The sequence below is a fragment of the Mucilaginibacter sp. genome, from assembly GCF_039935595.1.
GTDB lineage: Bacteria > Bacteroidota > Bacteroidia > Sphingobacteriales > Sphingobacteriaceae > Mucilaginibacter.
The window spans coordinates 1-16,715 of sequence record NZ_JBDTJZ010000148.1 but is presented as its reverse complement, the minus strand read 5'-3'; the positions used below and the strand labels follow the sequence as shown (position 1 = coordinate 16,715).

The following is a 16,715-nucleotide window of genomic DNA, read 5'->3' as shown; positions in this document are numbered from 1 at the left end:
GCGTTTCTCTGACCACGATTTTACATTTTCGTCCAAAAAAAATCTTAAATATCATGGTTTGAACAATATAACCACTGCCATGCAAAAAAATAACGTCGGGGTTAGATTGATAAATACTTCTGAATATATTTATGTAATAGATAGGATCAACTTTATAATTTTTTTTTGAAAAGTACCAAGTAACATTTTTTGCAAGGCACTTATCAAGGTATTCATCCCTTACATTTTCTATTCCATAAAACAATGCTTCATATTTAAACTCTTTGGCCTTGTCGGCATCTATTAATGAAAAAAATACATTTCCATGTCCGCCTAAACCCGAATAAAGCACGTGTAAGATTTTCATTTTTGTAAATATACTTAGTAAATTTTGGTGCAACGCGCTTCAACCCCATTGCCCCCGTATTGGCACCATATATTTTGCCCGCCAATTTCTTTTAAAGTGGCCACTATTTGTCGTTTGCTACGAAAATTTTTATACCAATCTGTAAGCGCATCATGCGTGTCTAACATTGCCCATTCTTCCTGCATTTTATCATTTAGTTGCGGAAAAGCGTCGTAATAACTAATAACCGGCGATACACGGTTTAATAATACACTAAGCGCTTTCATACCCGCAACTTTTTTGTGTAAGGGCAAAAATATTTTTACCATTTTTTTTGTCTTTTTAATTGTCACTTCTGAAGGAAGCTTTTTAAGAATTATTCTGTATAGCGGGAATAGCCTTAAATAGTATGATAATTTAAAAGTATAATGATCGATGATCAGGGTACCCCCTTTTTTGACCAGATCAAATAAATCCCTGATGGTTTGTTCAGGGTTTGGCGTATGTTGTATAACACCAATGCCTATGACCACGTCAAACGTTTCATTTTTAAAAGGCATATCGTTAATATCTGCCTGAATCACTAAACGCCTGTCTGATAACGGAAAGTTTTCCAGATTAACTTCAACGGCAGTGCTTATGTCGCTCGAAACTAAAACAGCTCCCTTGTTTAATAACACTTCGGTAAAACGGCCGGCACCACAGCCTGCTTCTAAAACATACCTGCCATTCAAATCATTTTCTAAATCTCCTAATAACCGGTTAAGCCTGTTGCCAGATATGGGTACACCACTGTAAGAGTCAAGCTGAGTTTTTTTGTATTGTTTCCATTGATCACCAAAAAGGGATGCGTATGTTTTGCTATTTACAAATCTGGGGATACCATTAATTATCTCGACCTTGATATGATCGCACACCAGTGTATTGTCTAAATTCAGGAATTCTTTATTTAATGTTCTGTTAAAAAACTGAGGCACAATATCCATATCAACCGATTGAGGATTTAATCAAAAAAATTAAGTAATTGTAAAAATAATAAATAGTTGAAATTATGCTTTTTTGCCTGATAGCGTTGAGCGTTAATGAAAAATTATTTTTGTAGGCGAATTTGTTCCAATTGTAGATTGATCCCGCGGCGTGTTTTTCAAAAATGTAATTTACATCATTTTTATACCAAGTTTTATTGGTGAACATACTGCTGGCATGAATGCGGTATTTTATCCCTGTCTCTGCTATCATGCCGGTTTCGAATTGATCGCAAGCACGCACCCAAAGTTCAAAATCGGCCGAGGTGCTTAAATTTTCATCAAATAATCCAACAGTTTCCAGCACCTCTCTGCGTATTAAAACATTCGAGGGACATGGAATAGGAAGTTCTAAATTAAGTAAAGCAGGGACCAGGTTCTTACCCTTTTTCCCCCGTAAGTATTTACCTGTTGAATTTAATTCGGCATCAGTTACATCAACAATACTATGCACTAAACCCGTTTGCGGATTATTTATTAAATAATCTACCTTGAGCTGGATGTTGCTGGGATAGAACCAGTCATCGGCATCCAGAAAACAAATATATTTTCCGCTTGCACACGCATAACCGGTATTTCGGGCTTTTGAAACCCCCTGGTTGGCTTGATTAATAGCAATTACTTTATCGCCAAAGGTTTTAATTACATCTGCCGAGTTATCATTACTGCCATCATTTACAACAATGATTTCAATGGCTTTATAGGTTTGCGTTAAAACACTATAAATGGCATCTGGTAAATAAGCAGCGGCATTATAACAGGGTATTATTACTGATACCAAATTATTTAACCTGTTTTCTTGCATATATAATATTGTACGTGCGCGGTATTTATATTCCCGGTTAAAAATGTGTACTGATCCACAGCAGGGTAAAACGGGTAAGAAAAAAAAATTTTATGCGTTAGGTTACTGATAAAGGTCGGTAAACGTAAAGCAAAACGCCAATATAAAAAATTTATATTTTGTTTAAATGTTAATGCGTCCCTATTAAATGATGGCAGATAGGGTACCACGCCATATTTACTTATCACATGCTGGCCGGCAGCAAGCTCAATTTTAAAAAACTTTGATAAAAGTTGATTTAGTTCGTTAGGTCCGAATTCATGCACGTGAAACGGGTTTTGCGGAACGCCATTAATTGGTTTAGTGACTAAGGCGTTGGGTGTTGAAAGTACCAGCAGCCCTCCAGGCTTTAAAACCCGGCTAATTTCTTTTAAAAACGAGTTATACTCTTTAATATGTTCAATAGTTTCAAAAGACACCACCATATCAAACGTATGATCTGCATAACTCATTTGAGTGCCGTCCTGCTTATGGCAAATAAAATTACCGGCATTTATTTTTTTTAACCTGGCATTACATATTTCAATAGCTTCATCGGCAACATCAGCTGCATATACAAATGAAGCGTTGTTGTTTATTAAAAGTTCAGTTCCAAAACCTGTACCACAGGCAATATCCAATATAACTTTGTCTTTTACCCGGTCTTTTATAAAATAATATCTTGACAGATGTTCTTCATGCCAGGGAGAACCGGCCACATCAATATCAACTCTTTCTACACTCATTTAAAACCTCTTGATATAAATTAAAATATTTTTTTGCCATAATTTCGTTTGTGAAATGATGGCTATAATGTTCGTACCCTGCTATTGCCAATGCATTGGCTTTTTGAGGATTTGATAAATAGTAGTTTATGACATTACTCCAGTCCGCCGGTTGTTTACTATCAAGTAAAACCCCCGATTTTTCATTTTCAATAATTTCTTGCAATCCGCCTGTTTTTGAAGCAATTACCAATTTTTTCAAAGCCAGCCCTTCAATAGCTACCAAACCAAATGGTTCATTTTCTGAAGGTACAATCATGAATAATGAGTTTTTGATTAATTGCGCTACATTTTCAATATGTCCGGTCAACAAAATGGCATCTTCTAAATGTTCGCTTTTAATTTTATTTATTAAAACTGCTCTCTGAGGGCCCTCACCTGCAAAAACCAATTTTGCAGTTGGAAATTTTTCCAATACATTTTTAAAAGCTTCAATAGCTATTAAGTGTCCTTTTTCGGGACGGAGGCGGCCTAATAATAAAATGTATTTATCGGGCAAATCCGTACCTGTATTTTTATCACTATCGTTAATAGTTATGCCGTTAAGTATAACAACAAACTTCTCTTCACTTTTGCGCCATTTTAAACAGCCATAGTTAAAAGCCGCATTTGAAACAAAAATAATTTTTTGGGCCTTTTTTACAATTATACTTTCCATGAATTTTTCTGTCAATGTTTTAGCTTCAATGCTATGTTTATGATAAATTAACGGAATAGATGATCCAGAATACCACAACGCAATTGTTGTATAAAAGGCACAGTGAAACATGTTCGCGTGTATGATATCCGGCTTTATAAGATCAATACATTTTGGTATTTCAGTTATTGAATTTATATATTTTATTCCGGCTGGTAACTGAAAGTAATTTGCTGATCCGATAATGGGACCAATTTGATGTTTAAATTCACGGTCATTGCTAATATTGTACACATAAATATCCACGTGTTTAATGTTAACCAGCCAATAAAAAAGCGCAGCGTAGTATCTGGAAGTCTCAATTTGTTCGAATACAAAAAGTATTTTCATTTATATTAATTGAACTCTTTTATCATAAAGAAAAACGCTTCTGAAACCATTCTGGCTGAGGCAGTAATTACAGGACTTTTATAGGTTACCACAGCAATCCGATTAAAAGTGTAGTCCTTATCTAAAATACTTTCATTTCATTTAATTGGTTGACAATAGATGTCATAACTTGCTTCGCTAAAATCTGTATCGCCATTAATTGCATGGCCACTGATACTATTCGTTACACGGTATCCTAATTTTATTAATAATTCGACTAATTCTTTTGCAGATGTTTGATTACGCAATAAGTTACTATTTACCAATTCAACAAACAACGCCGGCTTATATTTTTCAATAGTGTTAAAACCGCCTTTTAAAACATTTAATTCAAAACCTTCTACATCTATTTTTATTAAATCGATTTTGGGTAACGACTTACTTTCAACAACGCTGTCAAGCACCAACACGTCAACTGTATTGCTGTTTTGAGTTGTTGTTACGAAATTTCCTCCACTGTTATTTAAATCAGGCTCACTCAAAAAAAGTTGTTCTTTTTTATCTCCAAGAGCATTGTTCAATATTTCAATATTTCCAAAGTTATTTAATTGAATATTCTCCAAACAACAATTGTATGCAATCTTATTAGGTTCAAAGCCAATCACCCTCCCTTTTTTTCCTGCTTTTTTTCCCATGTTTAAGGCAACGATTCCTTTATTGGTGCCTATGTCAATGATAGTAAAACCTTCGTCTATGTGCTGCAACAGAAAACTTATGCTCGCGTCGTAAAAACCCCAAAAAGTGAACCAATCAACGAGGTCATTTATCCACAGCTTCAGTTTCACACCATTTCGAGTGACAAGCCGAAAATCACTGCTTTTATACAAATGAGGCATTGGAACTAATTTATACTTAAGTTCATCCACCTTAGCATTTTCAACAAAACAATATAGAAATTTTTCAAAGGGTTGGTATTTGAAAATACTTCTTATAATATTGAGATAGTTCATTCAATTCCAGTTCTTTAAGAATAGTACGATTAAATAATGCTACAATAGTTCAACATTAAAGCAACAAAGCAAATGTGTTATTAATTCCAACACATTTCACGGAGGTTATTGCGACAATATTACGTTAATATTTATAAAAAATGTTTACTACTAACAATTTTATTGAACTCAATATATTGTTATACCTTTAGCTTGCTGTATCAATATTCAGGGCTGTTTATCTTATAAATGAAAAAGCAAATTTTTATTGCCACAATATCATATACGTTATTAGGAGTTTTACAACCTTTATCAAATCTTATACTTTTACCGGTTTACACCAGCAATTTTACGATACAAGAATATGCTACTTTTTCCATACTAAATAATTTATCTAGTTTTTTTACCATACTAAGCGGCCTTAGTATAATTCATGCTATTATGGCATTTTATACATCGTATAAAGGTGATGCAAAAGTGCTTAATAAGTATATAGCGAATGTATTGAGTTTTACACTCTATTTTAGTGCACCCATTTTGTTGCTATCTTTTATTTTTGGAAACGCAATTTTTAAAGTAATCTTTAAATCGCCGATAAATTTCTATCCGGCGGGACTTCTATGTGTTTTTTATGGGCTTATAACCAATGTATCAACCGGGTACTTGTTTTTTCTTAAATATGAAAAAAAAAGCAACATATATGCTGTTATTTCGGCGGCACTTTTTATAATTAATACATTTTTACAATACTATTTTATAAACATATTGAAAACCGGCGTTAATGGCGCATGGTCTGCACGTTGTATAACCGCCATACTATCAGTTGTAATAGTTTTTTGTTTTCATTTTAGATACCTAAGCTTCAGGCTTAACTTCAAAAAGTATATATTACCTTCCTTAAGGTTTTCAATCCCGTTAATACCCGCATCATTTTTAGGATGGATAACTACTTATGGCGATAGATTCATAATTGAGCGTTTTGTTAACTTAAGATCATTAGGCATTTATAGTATTTTACTAACCCTAAGTTCATTGATTGAAATGATTTACCTGGCGTTAGGTGCAGCTTTGCAACCGTTTATTTTTGATTTTTATTTAGAGAAAAATCTCAAAAAAACAGCACTACTTTATGGCATCTTTATCACCATTACCGTTTGCTTTGGTTCAGGCCTGTTATTATTAGGATCTAACTTAGATCTCCTTATTAAAAAGGAGGTATATTTAGAAGCAACGCCTTATCTCTCTGTAATGATTATAGGGTATTTTTTTGCCAGTATTTCCTACCTTTTCAATTTGCAAGTAATTTATATTCAAAAATCCAAATACTTCGTTTACCAAAGTATGTTAATTTTACCAATTAATATTATGTGTAACATAATATTAATACCGGTATTAGATATATGGGGGGCCGTATTGGCAACTGTAATAACTAAAATTGTCATGTCTTTATCGAGTATATATTACGCAGAAAAATACTTTTCCGTTAAGCCTGGTTGGAAATTTTTGTCGCCGGTATTGTTTTTTATTGTTTTAGCGCTCTTTTTTTTGACCATATGCCTAATGGGGTATATCACCTTTAAAATTGCTTCTATAATACAGTTTATTATTGTATTAACAGGGGTATCAGCGTTAAATTACAGTAAAATACAAACTATACTAAGTTTGGTATTAAAAAAATACAGGCAGGTCTAAATAATGGTTATCCAATTTTCAGGATAAATATCAGCATTATACAGCCTATCATTTTGCACCCACTTACCAGGTGCTATAACCATTTTATCTGCATGTTTGGCAAGGTATGCTCCCCACCATCCAAAACTACTGTTAGCAATTATAAAATGCTTGCTTTGTGTCATTAAGTAAAAATCCCACTTAAACTTATTACCGGCATAGGAGTGTTGTACAAAATTTGTTGAAACAGAAAATTTTAAATTCTCAATACACCACGCGATATCGTCTGAGAAAACAAAAAAAGTTGCATCCGGGTAATTAGATAATATTTCCTGCTCTGCTTTATAATAATATTCAGGACTGCAGACTCCGTGTGTTGAATTCACTAAAAAATCGCCACGTCTGACGTTTATACATACCGCTTGGGAGGAAAGTATTTTCTCACTTAAAAATTTTACGTCATCAGGCATATCGCCTTTAATCATAAAATCATTTTTTAAAATTTCAAATACGGGTTTAAAATACTTTTCAGATTGCCAATAGCCTTCAAGATATACGTTATCTGGGCTATTAAATGCCATCGGCATAAAGCTCATATCTACTTCATAAACATGAGCTTTAGTATTTCCCATTAGCTTCTTAGCTACAAAGTGAAGATATCGGTTACTAAAATAGGTAGTCAATTTATCAACCTCCTTTGCAGAAGCAAATTGGGGCGTCAGTTCAAAAATATCAAGATCATAGTTGCGATATACATGATTTTTTGTTTTGACCTTGCGATTGTGTAAAAATGAGATATCAAGTTTTAAATCAGTTTGATGTTTATGAGCGAGATATTTTCCGAAAGCATATTGAAACATTTGGTTCCCTAAACCACCCATTAATTTCACAACAATCATATTTTGCTAATTATTTCAGTATTGGAAGTAAATTTATTTTTTAATATCATACCCTCGGTGGTTACATTAGGGCCAAAAAAACATGATTGCCTATTATTATCTATACCAACAATACGAAAACCCTTTTTATGAAAAAAAATAACCGATTCAGCACCAATTAATCCTGCGGAGCCGGTTATCAATACTGTTCTCATATATCGTTACTCATTTTTTTGTCTATAAAAATCGTATTTATAAAAGTATCTGCATAAATAATATAACCGTTGTCAACAAAATGCTGTTTAATGGAATCAATCTTTTTACCCAGGCTGGTATTTCCAAACGCCAGCGTTTCAACACAAAAAATCAATGGTCGTATTGTAAAATCAATTGATTTTACAATGTCCTCATTCCAATCTTCAACATCTATTGATACCAGATCCGGAGCTGTTTCAAAGTGATTACGCATTAACTCGTTAATATTAATTACCGGCACTTTTATGGTATCCATAATTTTATAGTTACCACTATTTTGTAATTTTTCAGCATCACCTTTGGAGAAAGTGCTAAGCGTATCAACATCCATCCTATAAAAATCCATCGACGCTGAGGTAAGGGTGCTTATGCCTACGTTCAAGCAAGTATCCCGCCGTCGCTGTGACGCTATTTTTTTACATAATACGGGGTTGGGTTCAACACATATACCGGTGCCTCCATTGATATAAAAAAGGTAAGTGTTATTGAATATTTTAGGGTGATTGGTACCGATATCCAGATAACTTATTTTATCCTTTTTAAACATTCTTAATAGGTGGCCAATAATTACATCTTCCCCGCATTGAGAATAAGTTGGCCTATAGCTGAATAATTTAAATATTATTCTACCGGTAAGTTTCATTATTGTTTTATCGTCATTTCCAAACCTTCATACAATTTTATTAACGGCCTGTAGTTTAGTGCTGATATTGCTTTTGATATATCTGCTAAACTGTCTCTGACATCACCTACTCTTGACGGCTTGTATACTGGCGCTATATTCGTTCCGGATATTTGATTAATTATCGCCCATAAGCTATTTAATGAAATGGCTTCGCCGCACGCGACATTATATACCGGGTTAGCATTAAAAGGTTCTGCAAATAACGCTTTAATATTAACTTGTATAACATTCTCTATAAAGGTAAAGTCCCTTGTTTGTTCACCATCTCCATTAATATTGGCTGGTTTATTTTCTTTACTAGCTTTAATAAAAAGAGGGATGACGGCTGCATAAGCGCCCTCAGCGCTTTGCTTAGGCCCAAACACATTAAAGTATCTTAAGCCTATGGTTTCAATACCATACGTTTTATAAAACACATCAGCATATAATTCATTTACATATTTTGTTACGGCATATGGGGATAACGGCTTCCCTATCCTTTCTTCAACTTTAGGTAGCTCCTTACTGTCGCCATAGGCAGAGGAAGACGCCGCGTAAATAAACCGCTTTATACGGCCGTTATCCTTTACAGCACAAAGCATATTCAAAAAACCGCTAATGTTTACTTCGTGGGTTGCCATAGGATCGTTTATAGACCGCGGAACTGAACCTAAAGCTGCCTGATGACTGACATAATCCATCCCGGCAACCGCTCTTTTACAAACTTCATAATCACGTATATCCCCTTCCATTAATTCAAAAGAGGGGTTGTTTTTAAACTCATCGATGTTTTGGTGAAACCCTGTAGAAAAATTATCAAGTACCCTTACTTTTCCGGCATTATATTTTAACAAATACTCAACCAGGTTTGAGCCAATAAACCCTGCTCCGCCTGTAATTAAAAATTTTAAACCGGTAATATCCTGATTGTGATAATGATTTTTATACATGAATAGATTATTTTAATTAAAAAACCGTCGCAAAACAACGGGCCGAACAGCTAATGCCTTTTCTTCAATTACAGTGGTAAAAAGCACGGCGATAATAAATGTTATTACTAAGTAAACAATTAATCCTGAAAAATTTTTTCCTATACTATCGTATATAAAATAACAAAATATACAGTGCCACAAATACCAATTATAGCTGTAATAGGCAATTATCCTGATAGGCTTATATTTTGAAAAGTCATAATAATACACCCCAAATATAACCATAACTAAGGCTATTGGGATTAAAGCGTGAAACAGAATTTTAGTATAAATTGGATTTTGGGAGGTAATATTTAACACCACCAAAATAACAATGCATACACATCCGATTATGGAATAGGCATAAGTGTTTTTTAGTCCTTTTATGACAGCGTTATAATATTTTAAGATGAAACTCAAAAGCACTCCCCAACCCAATGCATCAATCCTATTATGAGTACCGGAAAATGTATCCTTACTCTGCGTGAAATACAGGGATAAAAACTTAAACACCGTTCCCATGATGATAACGATGATTATAAATATTAATAGCCATGTTCTTTGATTCGTTTTCCTAAAGACCGATTGAACAAAAAGGAACATTAAGGGAAGTAAAATATAAAAATGCTCTTCAACACATAATGACCAAACTATATCAAAACTATAATGAAAGGGAGGGCCGGTATAGTTTTGATAAAAAAATACATATCTCTTGATATCCCACAATCGAATTATTTGGTCGCTATGTGTATTGCTGTAAAGCAGCGGACATATCAGATTGCCTACTATTAAAAAAAAATAATAGGACGGCCATATTTTAAATCCTCTTGATAAAAAAAATTTAAAAAAATTAATTCTGTCATTTGTCTCAAATTCCTTTAGCAATAACCCTCCAATTAAGAGGCCAGAAATAACAAAAAACAAATCAACCCCCAGGTATCCATAACTGAAATAACCAAAATGAAAAATGACGACTGAACAAATAGCTATACCCCTAAATAGGTCTATACTAGATATCCTTTTATCATCCTGAAGCACTTCAATAACTTTTAACGTCATAAATGGCTATCATGCAAGGTGATTTACCGGCTTTTAATGCCTTTTTTCGAATATGGAAAAATAACGCTCACCGGCTATTCCGGAAAAAATAAATATTAATGAGGTTACCCATTAAAGCCTGCCATCAATTCTAGCGGGGTCAAGTATACCCTTTACATCGTAAAGTACCCCCGGTTCACTTAACAAAGCCCTATAATCAATACCTTTAAATTGATGATGCCCAACAGCTATAATAATAGCCTGATACGTTTTTGATTGTGGTAAAGTATCCAAACAATTTATTTCATATTCAAACCGTACCTCGTTACAATTTGCCCAGGGATCGTAAACAGTAATATTGGCTTTGTATGATTGCAGCTCCTTTACAATATCAACAACTTTAGTATTTCGTACGTCAGGGCAATTTTCTTTAAAAGTTATGCCCATAATAAGCACTTCGGCATGCCATATATTAATTTGTTTCTTTAACATCAGCTTAACCACCGTATCTGCAACATAGGCCCCCATGCTATCATTAATGCGGCGACCGGACAGTATGATTTCGGGGTAATAACCAGCAGATGTCGCTTTTTGAGCCAGGTAGTATGGGTCGACACCAATACAATGCCCCCCAACCAAACCGGGTTTAAATGGTAAAAAATTCCATTTGGTTGAAGCAGCTTCCAAAACTTCGCTGGTATCTATATCCAGCAAGCTAAATATTTTAGATAATTCGTTGACAAACGCTATGTTAATGTCGCGCTGTGCGTTTTCAATTATTTTGGCGGCTTCGGCAACTTTTATGGATGATGCCAGATGTGTACCGGCAGGAATTATAGATTTATATAGTTCATTAATTGTTTGTGCTGCCTGGAAGGTGGACCCTGAAGTTACTTTTTTTATATTGGTTAGCGTACGTTGTTTATCACCGGGGTTTATTCTTTCAGGAGAGTAGCCGCAATAAAAATCTATATTAAACTTTAATCCGGAATGTTTTTCTAATACGGGCACGCAATCATCTTCGGTACAACCTGGGTATACGGTAGATTCATATATTACCATAGCCCCTGGTTTTAGCGCTTTGGCTACCGTTTCGGTGGCGTTAATTAAGGGCGTAAGGTCAGGATTATTATACCTGTCAACAGGCGTGGGTACGGTAACTATAAATATATTACAGGACCTTAAACTGCTTTTATCATAGGTAAAATAGATGCCGGTAGTTTCCTTTTCAGTGCGTATAACTTTTTTTAATTCATCAGTAACGATTTCAAGGGTATGATCATTCCCTGCAGCCAATTCGTCAATACGCTTCCTATTTATATCAAAACCTACCACTTCGTATTTTTTTCCAAATTCCACGGCTAAGGGTAGCCCAACATATCCCAAACCAATTATTGCAATTACCGGTAAATTATTTTGAGCGTTCATTGTCTATCTTAATACTTTATAAAAATACTCACCAATAATTATCACTATCATTAAGAAAAACCCTAAAACTGACGCCCCAATGATATGTGATAACAAAGTTTGTCCCACCGGAGCTATTAGCGGGAGTTCAGGCTCATCAATAATTCGATATAATGGCGTTTCCCTTTGCAAATTCATTTTTGCAACTTCCAAATTACGCATAACTTCTGAGTACGCTGAAGCGAATGCATTGGCTTTAGCCTGATTAAATTGCGATGAAGAACGCTGTACGGTAACTGATGGGTTTAAATTATAGGTACGATCAAGCATAGCGGCAGATGAACTATAAGTATTTTGAAGTACTTTGCCTAAGCTGTCGGCTTCCTTTTTTAATAATTCAACGCTTGTAGCGGTTACTTTTGTTTTGGTTGTAATAAAGTAATTTGATGTTTCGTCTAGCATATATTTCGCTATATAATAGGCCATATTGGGGTTAGTTGATCTTGCACTGATTATATAAAAAACTAGTTTTTTGTCTTTTTTAAACACAGTAAATGATTGACTTACATAGCTAATAATATTGCGGTATAACCGTAACTGAAGTTTACTATATGTTTTAGGATTGCTACCAAAAGGCCCCAATTGTTGGTAAAGTTTTGCGTATGAGTTTTTAGCGATATAATTTAGCAATGTTTGATGAGAAACACTATCTACCTCAGACATTAACGCAGCCCCAATCAGACTTCTTGATTTAAAAAATTCAATGATATTATCGCCCGAAAATATATTTTCGGTACTTCCGGTAGTTGCATCAAACCCTAATTGGGCCGCAAGCCCCGCCAAACCATTATTACCGCGTTGTTCGGTTGATAAAACGAATGTAAAGTTTGCACTATACATTGGTTTTAATGGTTTATACATCAAATACCCGATAAAAGCACTAAAAGTTGCAGCAGCAACCAAGTAGTACCATCTTTTAACCAAATAAGGAATAATATTGATGCTTTTGGCAAACCAAAATTTTACTGTTCCCTGCAAATTATATTCCACCATATTACTTTTTTAATGTAGTTATGGGCGTAAATTAGGTTCAAAAGACAAAGAAGCCGTGTCGAAGAACTCTGCACCAAATACATTGGAAGACAATGCAGTTCGATAGGATTTATAATTATCTACCTGGGTTTTTCTTTCCGTTGCCGGGATATCGGCGGGTTCGACATTGACTTTTGACGGCGTAGCATTAGCCGGTAACTGATTGGTATTCAGTATCAATTGTTGACGGGTAACGGCTGTATCGCTTTTTGCAACTCTGTTTTGCGCAAGCGTACCTGAAACAACAAAAAAAACGAATGGTACAATAAATATTATAAGCTTTTTATGGATATACATTTTATCAGGGAGGTAACCTTAAACATAATAACACGTACTTTTTAAACCTCAATAATACAAAAATAATCACCTAACTGATGATTTAAAAAAACTAAACATACAATATTAACGACTAACGACCGATCCGGGTTCCTTCCTTCAAACATCATATCCTGCCTTTACTTGTCCTTTCAATAAACAGTAACTACGCCGGCAAGATCATCCGGGGCAAGGAACCCTTCAAACCGCAGTTCGATGAGATGAACCATTGTGATAAGAAGAAATAATATGGACTCCGCTAACTAGTTATGTATTATCAAATCAGCATATTAAGTTCATCTAATGTAGTGCTCAACAGGGCGGGAACGCTTCCATTACTTAACCGAGTATAATTAACTGCGCTTTGGCCTACTACATCAACGGTCAAGCAAAAATTAGGGTCTACTTGATATACTGATCCGTAAACCAAATTTAAATATTCATACATTGCTTCCGTGTACATACCCCAATCGCCGATACTGAAGCCATCTAACCAATGGACAAACCAAGTGCCACCAACCATTTGGGTTCCTTGATTATCGAAGGCAAACACGTGTTGTGGAAGTAGCTGTAGCGGGACATTTCTGAGATGTAAAGTAACTTTAGGACGACTCAAAAATTTTAGTGTGCCAGCAGGTTGCCATATGGCGAAATTAAAACGCTCATAAATCTGAAGAATTTCCAGATTTCTTTTATACATGTTTTTCGTGTTACTATGTTTTGCCCCTTGATATTTTTTATCCAGTTCACTGATTTTGTCTGTAATTAACTGGTTATTTAGCCCCCTGTAAGTGTTGCCTATAGCACTAAGGCAGGAAATCCAATAATCACCACCACCTTCGCTTGATGCTGATGTATTGGGTGTTTGAATACGATTAGCAAAGGTCTTGCGACCGCGATCAGAAAGGCGCCTAAATTCAACAAGTTGCTTTATGGTTACATTGGTAACAATCATGATTTCGGTTTAGTATATTCTAATATACAACAAAACTTTGATTATCAATTATTTATTGATCCATCCGAACTGCCTCCTCACAATCCCTAAACATCATCGAATCGGTATTTAGTGATCTGGCCAAAGTGGTCATGCAAAACAGCAACTACCCCACCACCGAAGACTGCATGACCGCCATCGACCGCTACTTAGCCGACCGCAATGCCTGGTTCCAGGCCAACCCCAAACAAGCCGGCAAGATCATTTGGGGCAAGGAACTGGTGAAGCCGCAGTTCGATGAGATGAACCATTGTGACAAGAAGAAATAAAAGGAACGCTTGAAACTACCTATTTGACAACCGTGGCTTCGGGTTCTACTTTCGTGGTCTCGTAGAGGCTTCTCACTGCCAGCACGGTGGTGGCCTGCTTTACCCCGTATTTGGCTTGGTTCATAACCTGCATGGCTAATCACCTTTTCCAGGTTTTTGAGTGCCAGGTTAGCTGCGACGCCATGGCTTCGTTACTGGCTATACCCTCTGCGCTTAGCGCGGTCTGACTTCTGCTGATCCTGCCGTTGCGTGGTTTACTGTTCATTGGTAAACCACGCTTCGGACTTTTACAGTTGCGACCAGCCCCCGTCCACGGGAAGTTCGACACCGGTCATAAACGTGGCGTCGAACGCGAGGAAAAGGACGGCCTTGGCGAGTTCCTCGGGCGTGCCAAGGCGCTTCATCGGGATGTCCGCGATCATTTGCGCGATGAGCTGGGCTTGCATGTCCTTGTCGGGGATCGACTTGTCGACGATCGGTGTTTCGGTAGGACCGGGCGAAACCGCGTTGACGCGTATCCCGCGGGGAAGCAGCTCAGCGGCGAACATCCGGGCGAAGTTGCGCAGCGCCGCCTTGGCCCCGCCATAAGCGGCCAGCATGGGTATACCCTTGATGTTTGCGGTCGAGGTCGTCAGGACGATGGAACCCCCGCTCGCGATCAGCGGCGAAAGTTTCTGCACCGCGAAAAACGGCCCCTTAGCATTCAGGTTGAACATCTCGTCGAAGGTCGCCTCGGTCGTTTGCTCGAGTGGGGCGAAGAGGCTGAACCCGGCGTTGATGAAGAGGAAATCCAAGGTACCGAACTCGGCCTTCGCCTGAACAGCAAGGGCGTCAAGATCGGTCAATGAACGCGCGTCGCTCGCAACCACGATCGCGTCCTTGCCAATCTCCTTCCGGGCCAGATCCAGGCCGGCCTGCGACCGCCCGGTCACTAAAACGCGCGCGCCGCCATCCAGGAGCATCTTCGCTGTCGAGAGCCCAATACAGCTGGTGCCGCCAATAATGACCACCTTTTTGTTTTCAAATTTTTTCATGCTGTTTATTTTGTAACGTGTGCTACAAATGTATTATTTGTAACGACTGCTACAAATAAATCAACATCATTTTTTTGTCAGGTTTTGCATAGTCAGCGCAATGACCGCTAAAAGTTCCTTTGGATCCTTCGCCACCATACCGGACACCTTCAACCCAGTCATGACCGTTTGCAGGTAGACGGCCAATTGCGCCGGATCGCTCCCCGCGGGAATTTCATCTTGCGCCTGCGCCTTTTGGATCAGTTCCTTTAAGATAGTGATCGTCCCTGCCCTTGCGGCCGTGACGAACTCATTCAACCGGGGATTCTCGTTAGCCAGCTCCGTAATGGAATTCACCACAAAGCAGCCACCCTCCTCCATTACGCACTCCAACAGCGCCCGAAGCGCCTTTAAGGCAGACGGCGAATCTTTGATATTTTGACCCAGTTTCAACTGTTCAGCATCCATATAATACTGCAGCGTTTCAAAGAATAAAGCCTCTTTACCGCCAAATGAATTATAGATACTCGACGTACCCAGCCCCGTAGCCTTCTCCAGGTCGCGGGTCGAAGTACCATTAAACCCCTTTTTCCAAAACAACTCCATCGCATTCTTCAATGCCTTTTCCTTATCAAATAACTGAACACGTGGCATAAATCCTTTTTATTGTAACAAATGCTACAAATATAAAAAACAAAACGTAGATATTGGAGACACGAATGAATAAGTCATAGTTGACCAGCCGCGCCTTCCTCCTATCCCCAAAATACCCGAACACCCCCGCCAAACCCGCAAAAGCGGTCAGCACCAACAAAGTTTGATTGAACACCGGCATGAACAAATATAACGATAAATTTATAAAATGCTAAATTTATTAGTATTTTATAACAGCAATGCCACACCCCTAACATGCCGGCAAGGTTATCCGGGGCAAGGAACTGGTGAAACCGCAGTTTGATGAGACGAAATTCTCTTATATTTGTTTGATGCCAGCTGACCTTTCCACCCGACTTCGTATTGAAAGATCCATGAACTGCTCGGGTGCGCTGTTCCATGAAAAACGTATCGGAGAGATCCGGAATAAAGATTACTATGTGGACAGCGTGCCGCTGGATGGCGATGCACCGAAACAGTTTATCCGTGTTTATCATTATGCAGCGGATAGCGGGATCTACCGGCGAAGCTTGCAGACCTG

Annotated in this window: 20 protein-coding genes; 3 read left to right on the top strand and 17 right to left on the bottom strand. The window is 37.1% G+C overall.

All coding sequences use genetic code 11. The features are described from left to right. The 6 genes from ABI367_RS09915 to ABI367_RS09890 all read right to left on the bottom strand — a co-directional run. On the bottom strand, window positions 1–346 hold a 346-nt coding region (locus ABI367_RS09915; protein ID WP_462229419.1), incomplete at its 3' end, for a hypothetical protein. 14 nt (window positions 347–360) lie between these two features. Beyond that, window positions 361–1,311, bottom strand: a complete 951-nt coding sequence (locus ABI367_RS09910) for a class I SAM-dependent methyltransferase (protein ID WP_462229417.1) — start codon at window positions 1,309–1,311, stop codon at window positions 361–363. Window position 1,312: 1 nt separating this feature from the next. Continuing rightward, window positions 1,313–2,155: a glycosyltransferase gene (locus tag ABI367_RS09905; RefSeq protein WP_462229415.1), complete on the bottom strand. Its 843-nt coding sequence runs from the start codon at window positions 2,153–2,155 to the stop codon at window positions 1,313–1,315. Then, window positions 2,137–2,919: a class I SAM-dependent methyltransferase gene (locus ABI367_RS09900; RefSeq protein ID WP_462229413.1), complete on the bottom strand. Its 783-nt coding sequence runs from the start codon at window positions 2,917–2,919 to the stop codon at window positions 2,137–2,139. The genes ABI367_RS09905 and ABI367_RS09900 overlap by 19 nt, the downstream gene beginning before the upstream one ends. Next, window positions 2,900–3,985 (bottom strand): glycosyltransferase family 4 protein, encoded by a 1,086-nt coding sequence (locus tag ABI367_RS09895; protein WP_462229411.1) that lies wholly within the window; start codon window positions 3,983–3,985, stop codon window positions 2,900–2,902. The genes ABI367_RS09900 and ABI367_RS09895 overlap by 20 nt, the downstream gene beginning before the upstream one ends. 137 nt (window positions 3,986–4,122) lie before the next feature. Then, a complete protein-coding gene (locus ABI367_RS09890) occupies window positions 4,123–4,974 on the bottom strand; it encodes an FkbM family methyltransferase (RefSeq protein ID WP_462229409.1) in 852 nt (283 codons plus the stop codon). A gap of 228 nt (window positions 4,975–5,202) precedes the next feature. Here ABI367_RS09890 and ABI367_RS09885 point away from each other — a divergent pair, with 228 nt between their 5' ends. After that, window positions 5,203–6,645, top strand: a complete 1,443-nt coding sequence (locus ABI367_RS09885; RefSeq protein ID WP_462229407.1) for a lipopolysaccharide biosynthesis protein — start codon at window positions 5,203–5,205, stop codon at window positions 6,643–6,645. Here ABI367_RS09885 and ABI367_RS09880 read toward each other — a convergent pair. The 8 genes from ABI367_RS09880 to ABI367_RS09845 all read right to left on the bottom strand — a co-directional run bounded on the left by ABI367_RS09880 (window position 6,642) and on the right by ABI367_RS09845 (window position 14,199). After that, window positions 6,642–7,523, bottom strand: coding sequence for an alpha-1,2-fucosyltransferase (locus tag ABI367_RS09880; RefSeq protein ID WP_462229405.1), 882 nt, complete (start codon window positions 7,521–7,523; stop codon window positions 6,642–6,644). The genes ABI367_RS09885 and ABI367_RS09880 overlap by 4 nt on opposite strands. 190 nt (window positions 7,524–7,713) lie before the next feature. Beyond that, on the bottom strand, window positions 7,714–8,400 hold the full coding sequence (locus ABI367_RS09875; protein WP_462229403.1) for an FkbM family methyltransferase: 687 nt from the start codon (window positions 8,398–8,400) through the stop codon (window positions 7,714–7,716). Continuing rightward, a complete protein-coding gene (locus tag ABI367_RS09870; protein WP_462229401.1) occupies window positions 8,400–9,371 on the bottom strand; it encodes an SDR family oxidoreductase in 972 nt (323 codons plus the stop codon). Before ABI367_RS09870 ends, ABI367_RS09875 begins: the two co-directional genes overlap by 1 nt. 12 nt (window positions 9,372–9,383) lie before the next feature. After that, on the bottom strand, window positions 9,384–10,451 hold the full coding sequence (locus tag ABI367_RS09865) for an acyltransferase family protein (RefSeq protein ID WP_462229399.1): 1,068 nt from the start codon (window positions 10,449–10,451) through the stop codon (window positions 9,384–9,386). A 111-nt stretch (window positions 10,452–10,562) separates the two neighbouring features. Next, window positions 10,563–11,858 carry a nucleotide sugar dehydrogenase gene (locus tag ABI367_RS09860; RefSeq protein ID WP_462229397.1) on the bottom strand — a complete coding sequence of 432 codons (1,296 nt, stop codon included), beginning with the start codon at window positions 11,856–11,858 and terminating at the stop codon, window positions 10,563–10,565. A gap of 3 nt (window positions 11,859–11,861) precedes the next feature. Then, a complete protein-coding gene (locus tag ABI367_RS09855; RefSeq protein ID WP_462258076.1) occupies window positions 11,862–12,758 on the bottom strand; it encodes a hypothetical protein in 897 nt (298 codons plus the stop codon). A 150-nt stretch (window positions 12,759–12,908) separates the two neighbouring features. Beyond that, window positions 12,909–13,226 (bottom strand): hypothetical protein, encoded by a 318-nt coding sequence (locus tag ABI367_RS09850; RefSeq protein ID WP_462229393.1) that lies wholly within the window; start codon window positions 13,224–13,226, stop codon window positions 12,909–12,911. A gap of 295 nt (window positions 13,227–13,521) precedes the next feature. Then, a complete protein-coding gene (locus ABI367_RS09845; RefSeq protein ID WP_462229392.1) occupies window positions 13,522–14,199 on the bottom strand; it encodes a hypothetical protein in 678 nt (225 codons plus the stop codon). Between the two features lie 131 nt (window positions 14,200–14,330). Between ABI367_RS09845 and ABI367_RS09840 the strand changes: the two genes are divergently transcribed. After that, window positions 14,331–14,507 carry a hypothetical protein gene (locus ABI367_RS09840; protein ID WP_462229390.1) on the top strand — a complete coding sequence of 59 codons (177 nt, stop codon included), beginning with the start codon at window positions 14,331–14,333 and terminating at the stop codon, window positions 14,505–14,507. A gap of 139 nt (window positions 14,508–14,646) precedes the next feature. Here the strand turns inward: ABI367_RS09840 and ABI367_RS09835 are convergent, their stop codons facing one another. The 3 genes from ABI367_RS09835 to ABI367_RS09825 all read right to left on the bottom strand — a co-directional run bounded on the left by ABI367_RS09835 (window position 14,647) and on the right by ABI367_RS09825 (window position 16,174). After that, entirely contained in the window at window positions 14,647–14,772 is a 126-nt protein-coding gene (locus ABI367_RS09835) for a hypothetical protein (protein ID WP_462229388.1), read from the bottom strand. Between the two features lie 22 nt (window positions 14,773–14,794). Continuing rightward, entirely contained in the window at window positions 14,795–15,541 is a 747-nt protein-coding gene (locus ABI367_RS09830) for an SDR family oxidoreductase (RefSeq protein WP_462229385.1), read from the bottom strand. Window positions 15,542–15,607: 66 nt separating this feature from the next. Further along, a complete protein-coding gene (locus tag ABI367_RS09825; RefSeq protein WP_462229383.1) occupies window positions 15,608–16,174 on the bottom strand; it encodes a TetR/AcrR family transcriptional regulator in 567 nt (188 codons plus the stop codon). A 287-nt stretch (window positions 16,175–16,461) separates the two neighbouring features. On the opposite strand from ABI367_RS09825, the gene ABI367_RS09820 reads away from it, so the two are divergent. After that, window positions 16,462–16,715, top strand: a 254-nt coding sequence (locus ABI367_RS09820) for a hypothetical protein (protein WP_462258075.1), incomplete at its 3' end; no start/stop codon positions are given.

What these genes read in the sequence shown, in the direction of transcription:
- ABI367_RS09855 (WP_462258076.1), bottom strand. Translation starts at nt 12,758, where the DNA reads ATGTATAAACCATTAAAACCAATGTATAGTGCAAACTTTACATTCGTT.
- ABI367_RS09875 (WP_462229403.1), bottom strand. Translation starts at nt 8,400, where the DNA reads ATGAAACTTACCGGTAGAATAATATTTAAATTATTCAGCTATAGGCCA.
- ABI367_RS09870 (WP_462229401.1), bottom strand. Translation starts at nt 9,371, where the DNA reads ATGTATAAAAATCATTATCACAATCAGGATATTACCGGTTTAAAATTT.
- ABI367_RS09865 (WP_462229399.1), bottom strand. Translation starts at nt 10,451, where the DNA reads ATGACGTTAAAAGTTATTGAAGTGCTTCAGGATGATAAAAGGATATCT.
- ABI367_RS09890 (WP_462229409.1), bottom strand. Translation starts at nt 4,974, where the DNA reads ATGAACTATCTCAATATTATAAGAAGTATTTTCAAATACCAACCCTTT.
- ABI367_RS09910 (WP_462229417.1), bottom strand. Translation starts at nt 1,311, where the DNA reads ATGGATATTGTGCCTCAGTTTTTTAACAGAACATTAAATAAAGAATTC.
- ABI367_RS09835 (WP_462229388.1), bottom strand. Translation starts at nt 14,772, where the DNA reads ATGAACAGTAAACCACGCAACGGCAGGATCAGCAGAAGTCAGACCGCG.
- ABI367_RS09825 (WP_462229383.1), bottom strand. Translation starts at nt 16,174, where the DNA reads ATGCCACGTGTTCAGTTATTTGATAAGGAAAAGGCATTGAAGAATGCG.
- ABI367_RS09905 (WP_462229415.1), bottom strand. Translation starts at nt 2,155, where the DNA reads ATGCAAGAAAACAGGTTAAATAATTTGGTATCAGTAATAATACCCTGT.
- ABI367_RS09895 (WP_462229411.1), bottom strand. Translation starts at nt 3,985, where the DNA reads ATGAAAATACTTTTTGTATTCGAACAAATTGAGACTTCCAGATACTAC.
- ABI367_RS09840 (WP_462229390.1), top strand. Translation starts at nt 14,331, where the DNA reads ATGCAAAACAGCAACTACCCCACCACCGAAGACTGCATGACCGCCATC.
- ABI367_RS09860 (WP_462229397.1), bottom strand. Translation starts at nt 11,858, where the DNA reads ATGAACGCTCAAAATAATTTACCGGTAATTGCAATAATTGGTTTGGGA.
- ABI367_RS09885 (WP_462229407.1), top strand. Translation starts at nt 5,203, where the DNA reads ATGAAAAAGCAAATTTTTATTGCCACAATATCATATACGTTATTAGGA.
- ABI367_RS09880 (WP_462229405.1), bottom strand. Translation starts at nt 7,523, where the DNA reads ATGATTGTTGTGAAATTAATGGGTGGTTTAGGGAACCAAATGTTTCAA.
- ABI367_RS09845 (WP_462229392.1), bottom strand. Translation starts at nt 14,199, where the DNA reads ATGATTGTTACCAATGTAACCATAAAGCAACTTGTTGAATTTAGGCGC.
- ABI367_RS09850 (WP_462229393.1), bottom strand. Translation starts at nt 13,226, where the DNA reads ATGTATATCCATAAAAAGCTTATAATATTTATTGTACCATTCGTTTTT.
- ABI367_RS09830 (WP_462229385.1), bottom strand. Translation starts at nt 15,541, where the DNA reads ATGAAAAAATTTGAAAACAAAAAGGTGGTCATTATTGGCGGCACCAGC.
- ABI367_RS09900 (WP_462229413.1), bottom strand. Translation starts at nt 2,919, where the DNA reads ATGAGTGTAGAAAGAGTTGATATTGATGTGGCCGGTTCTCCCTGGCAT.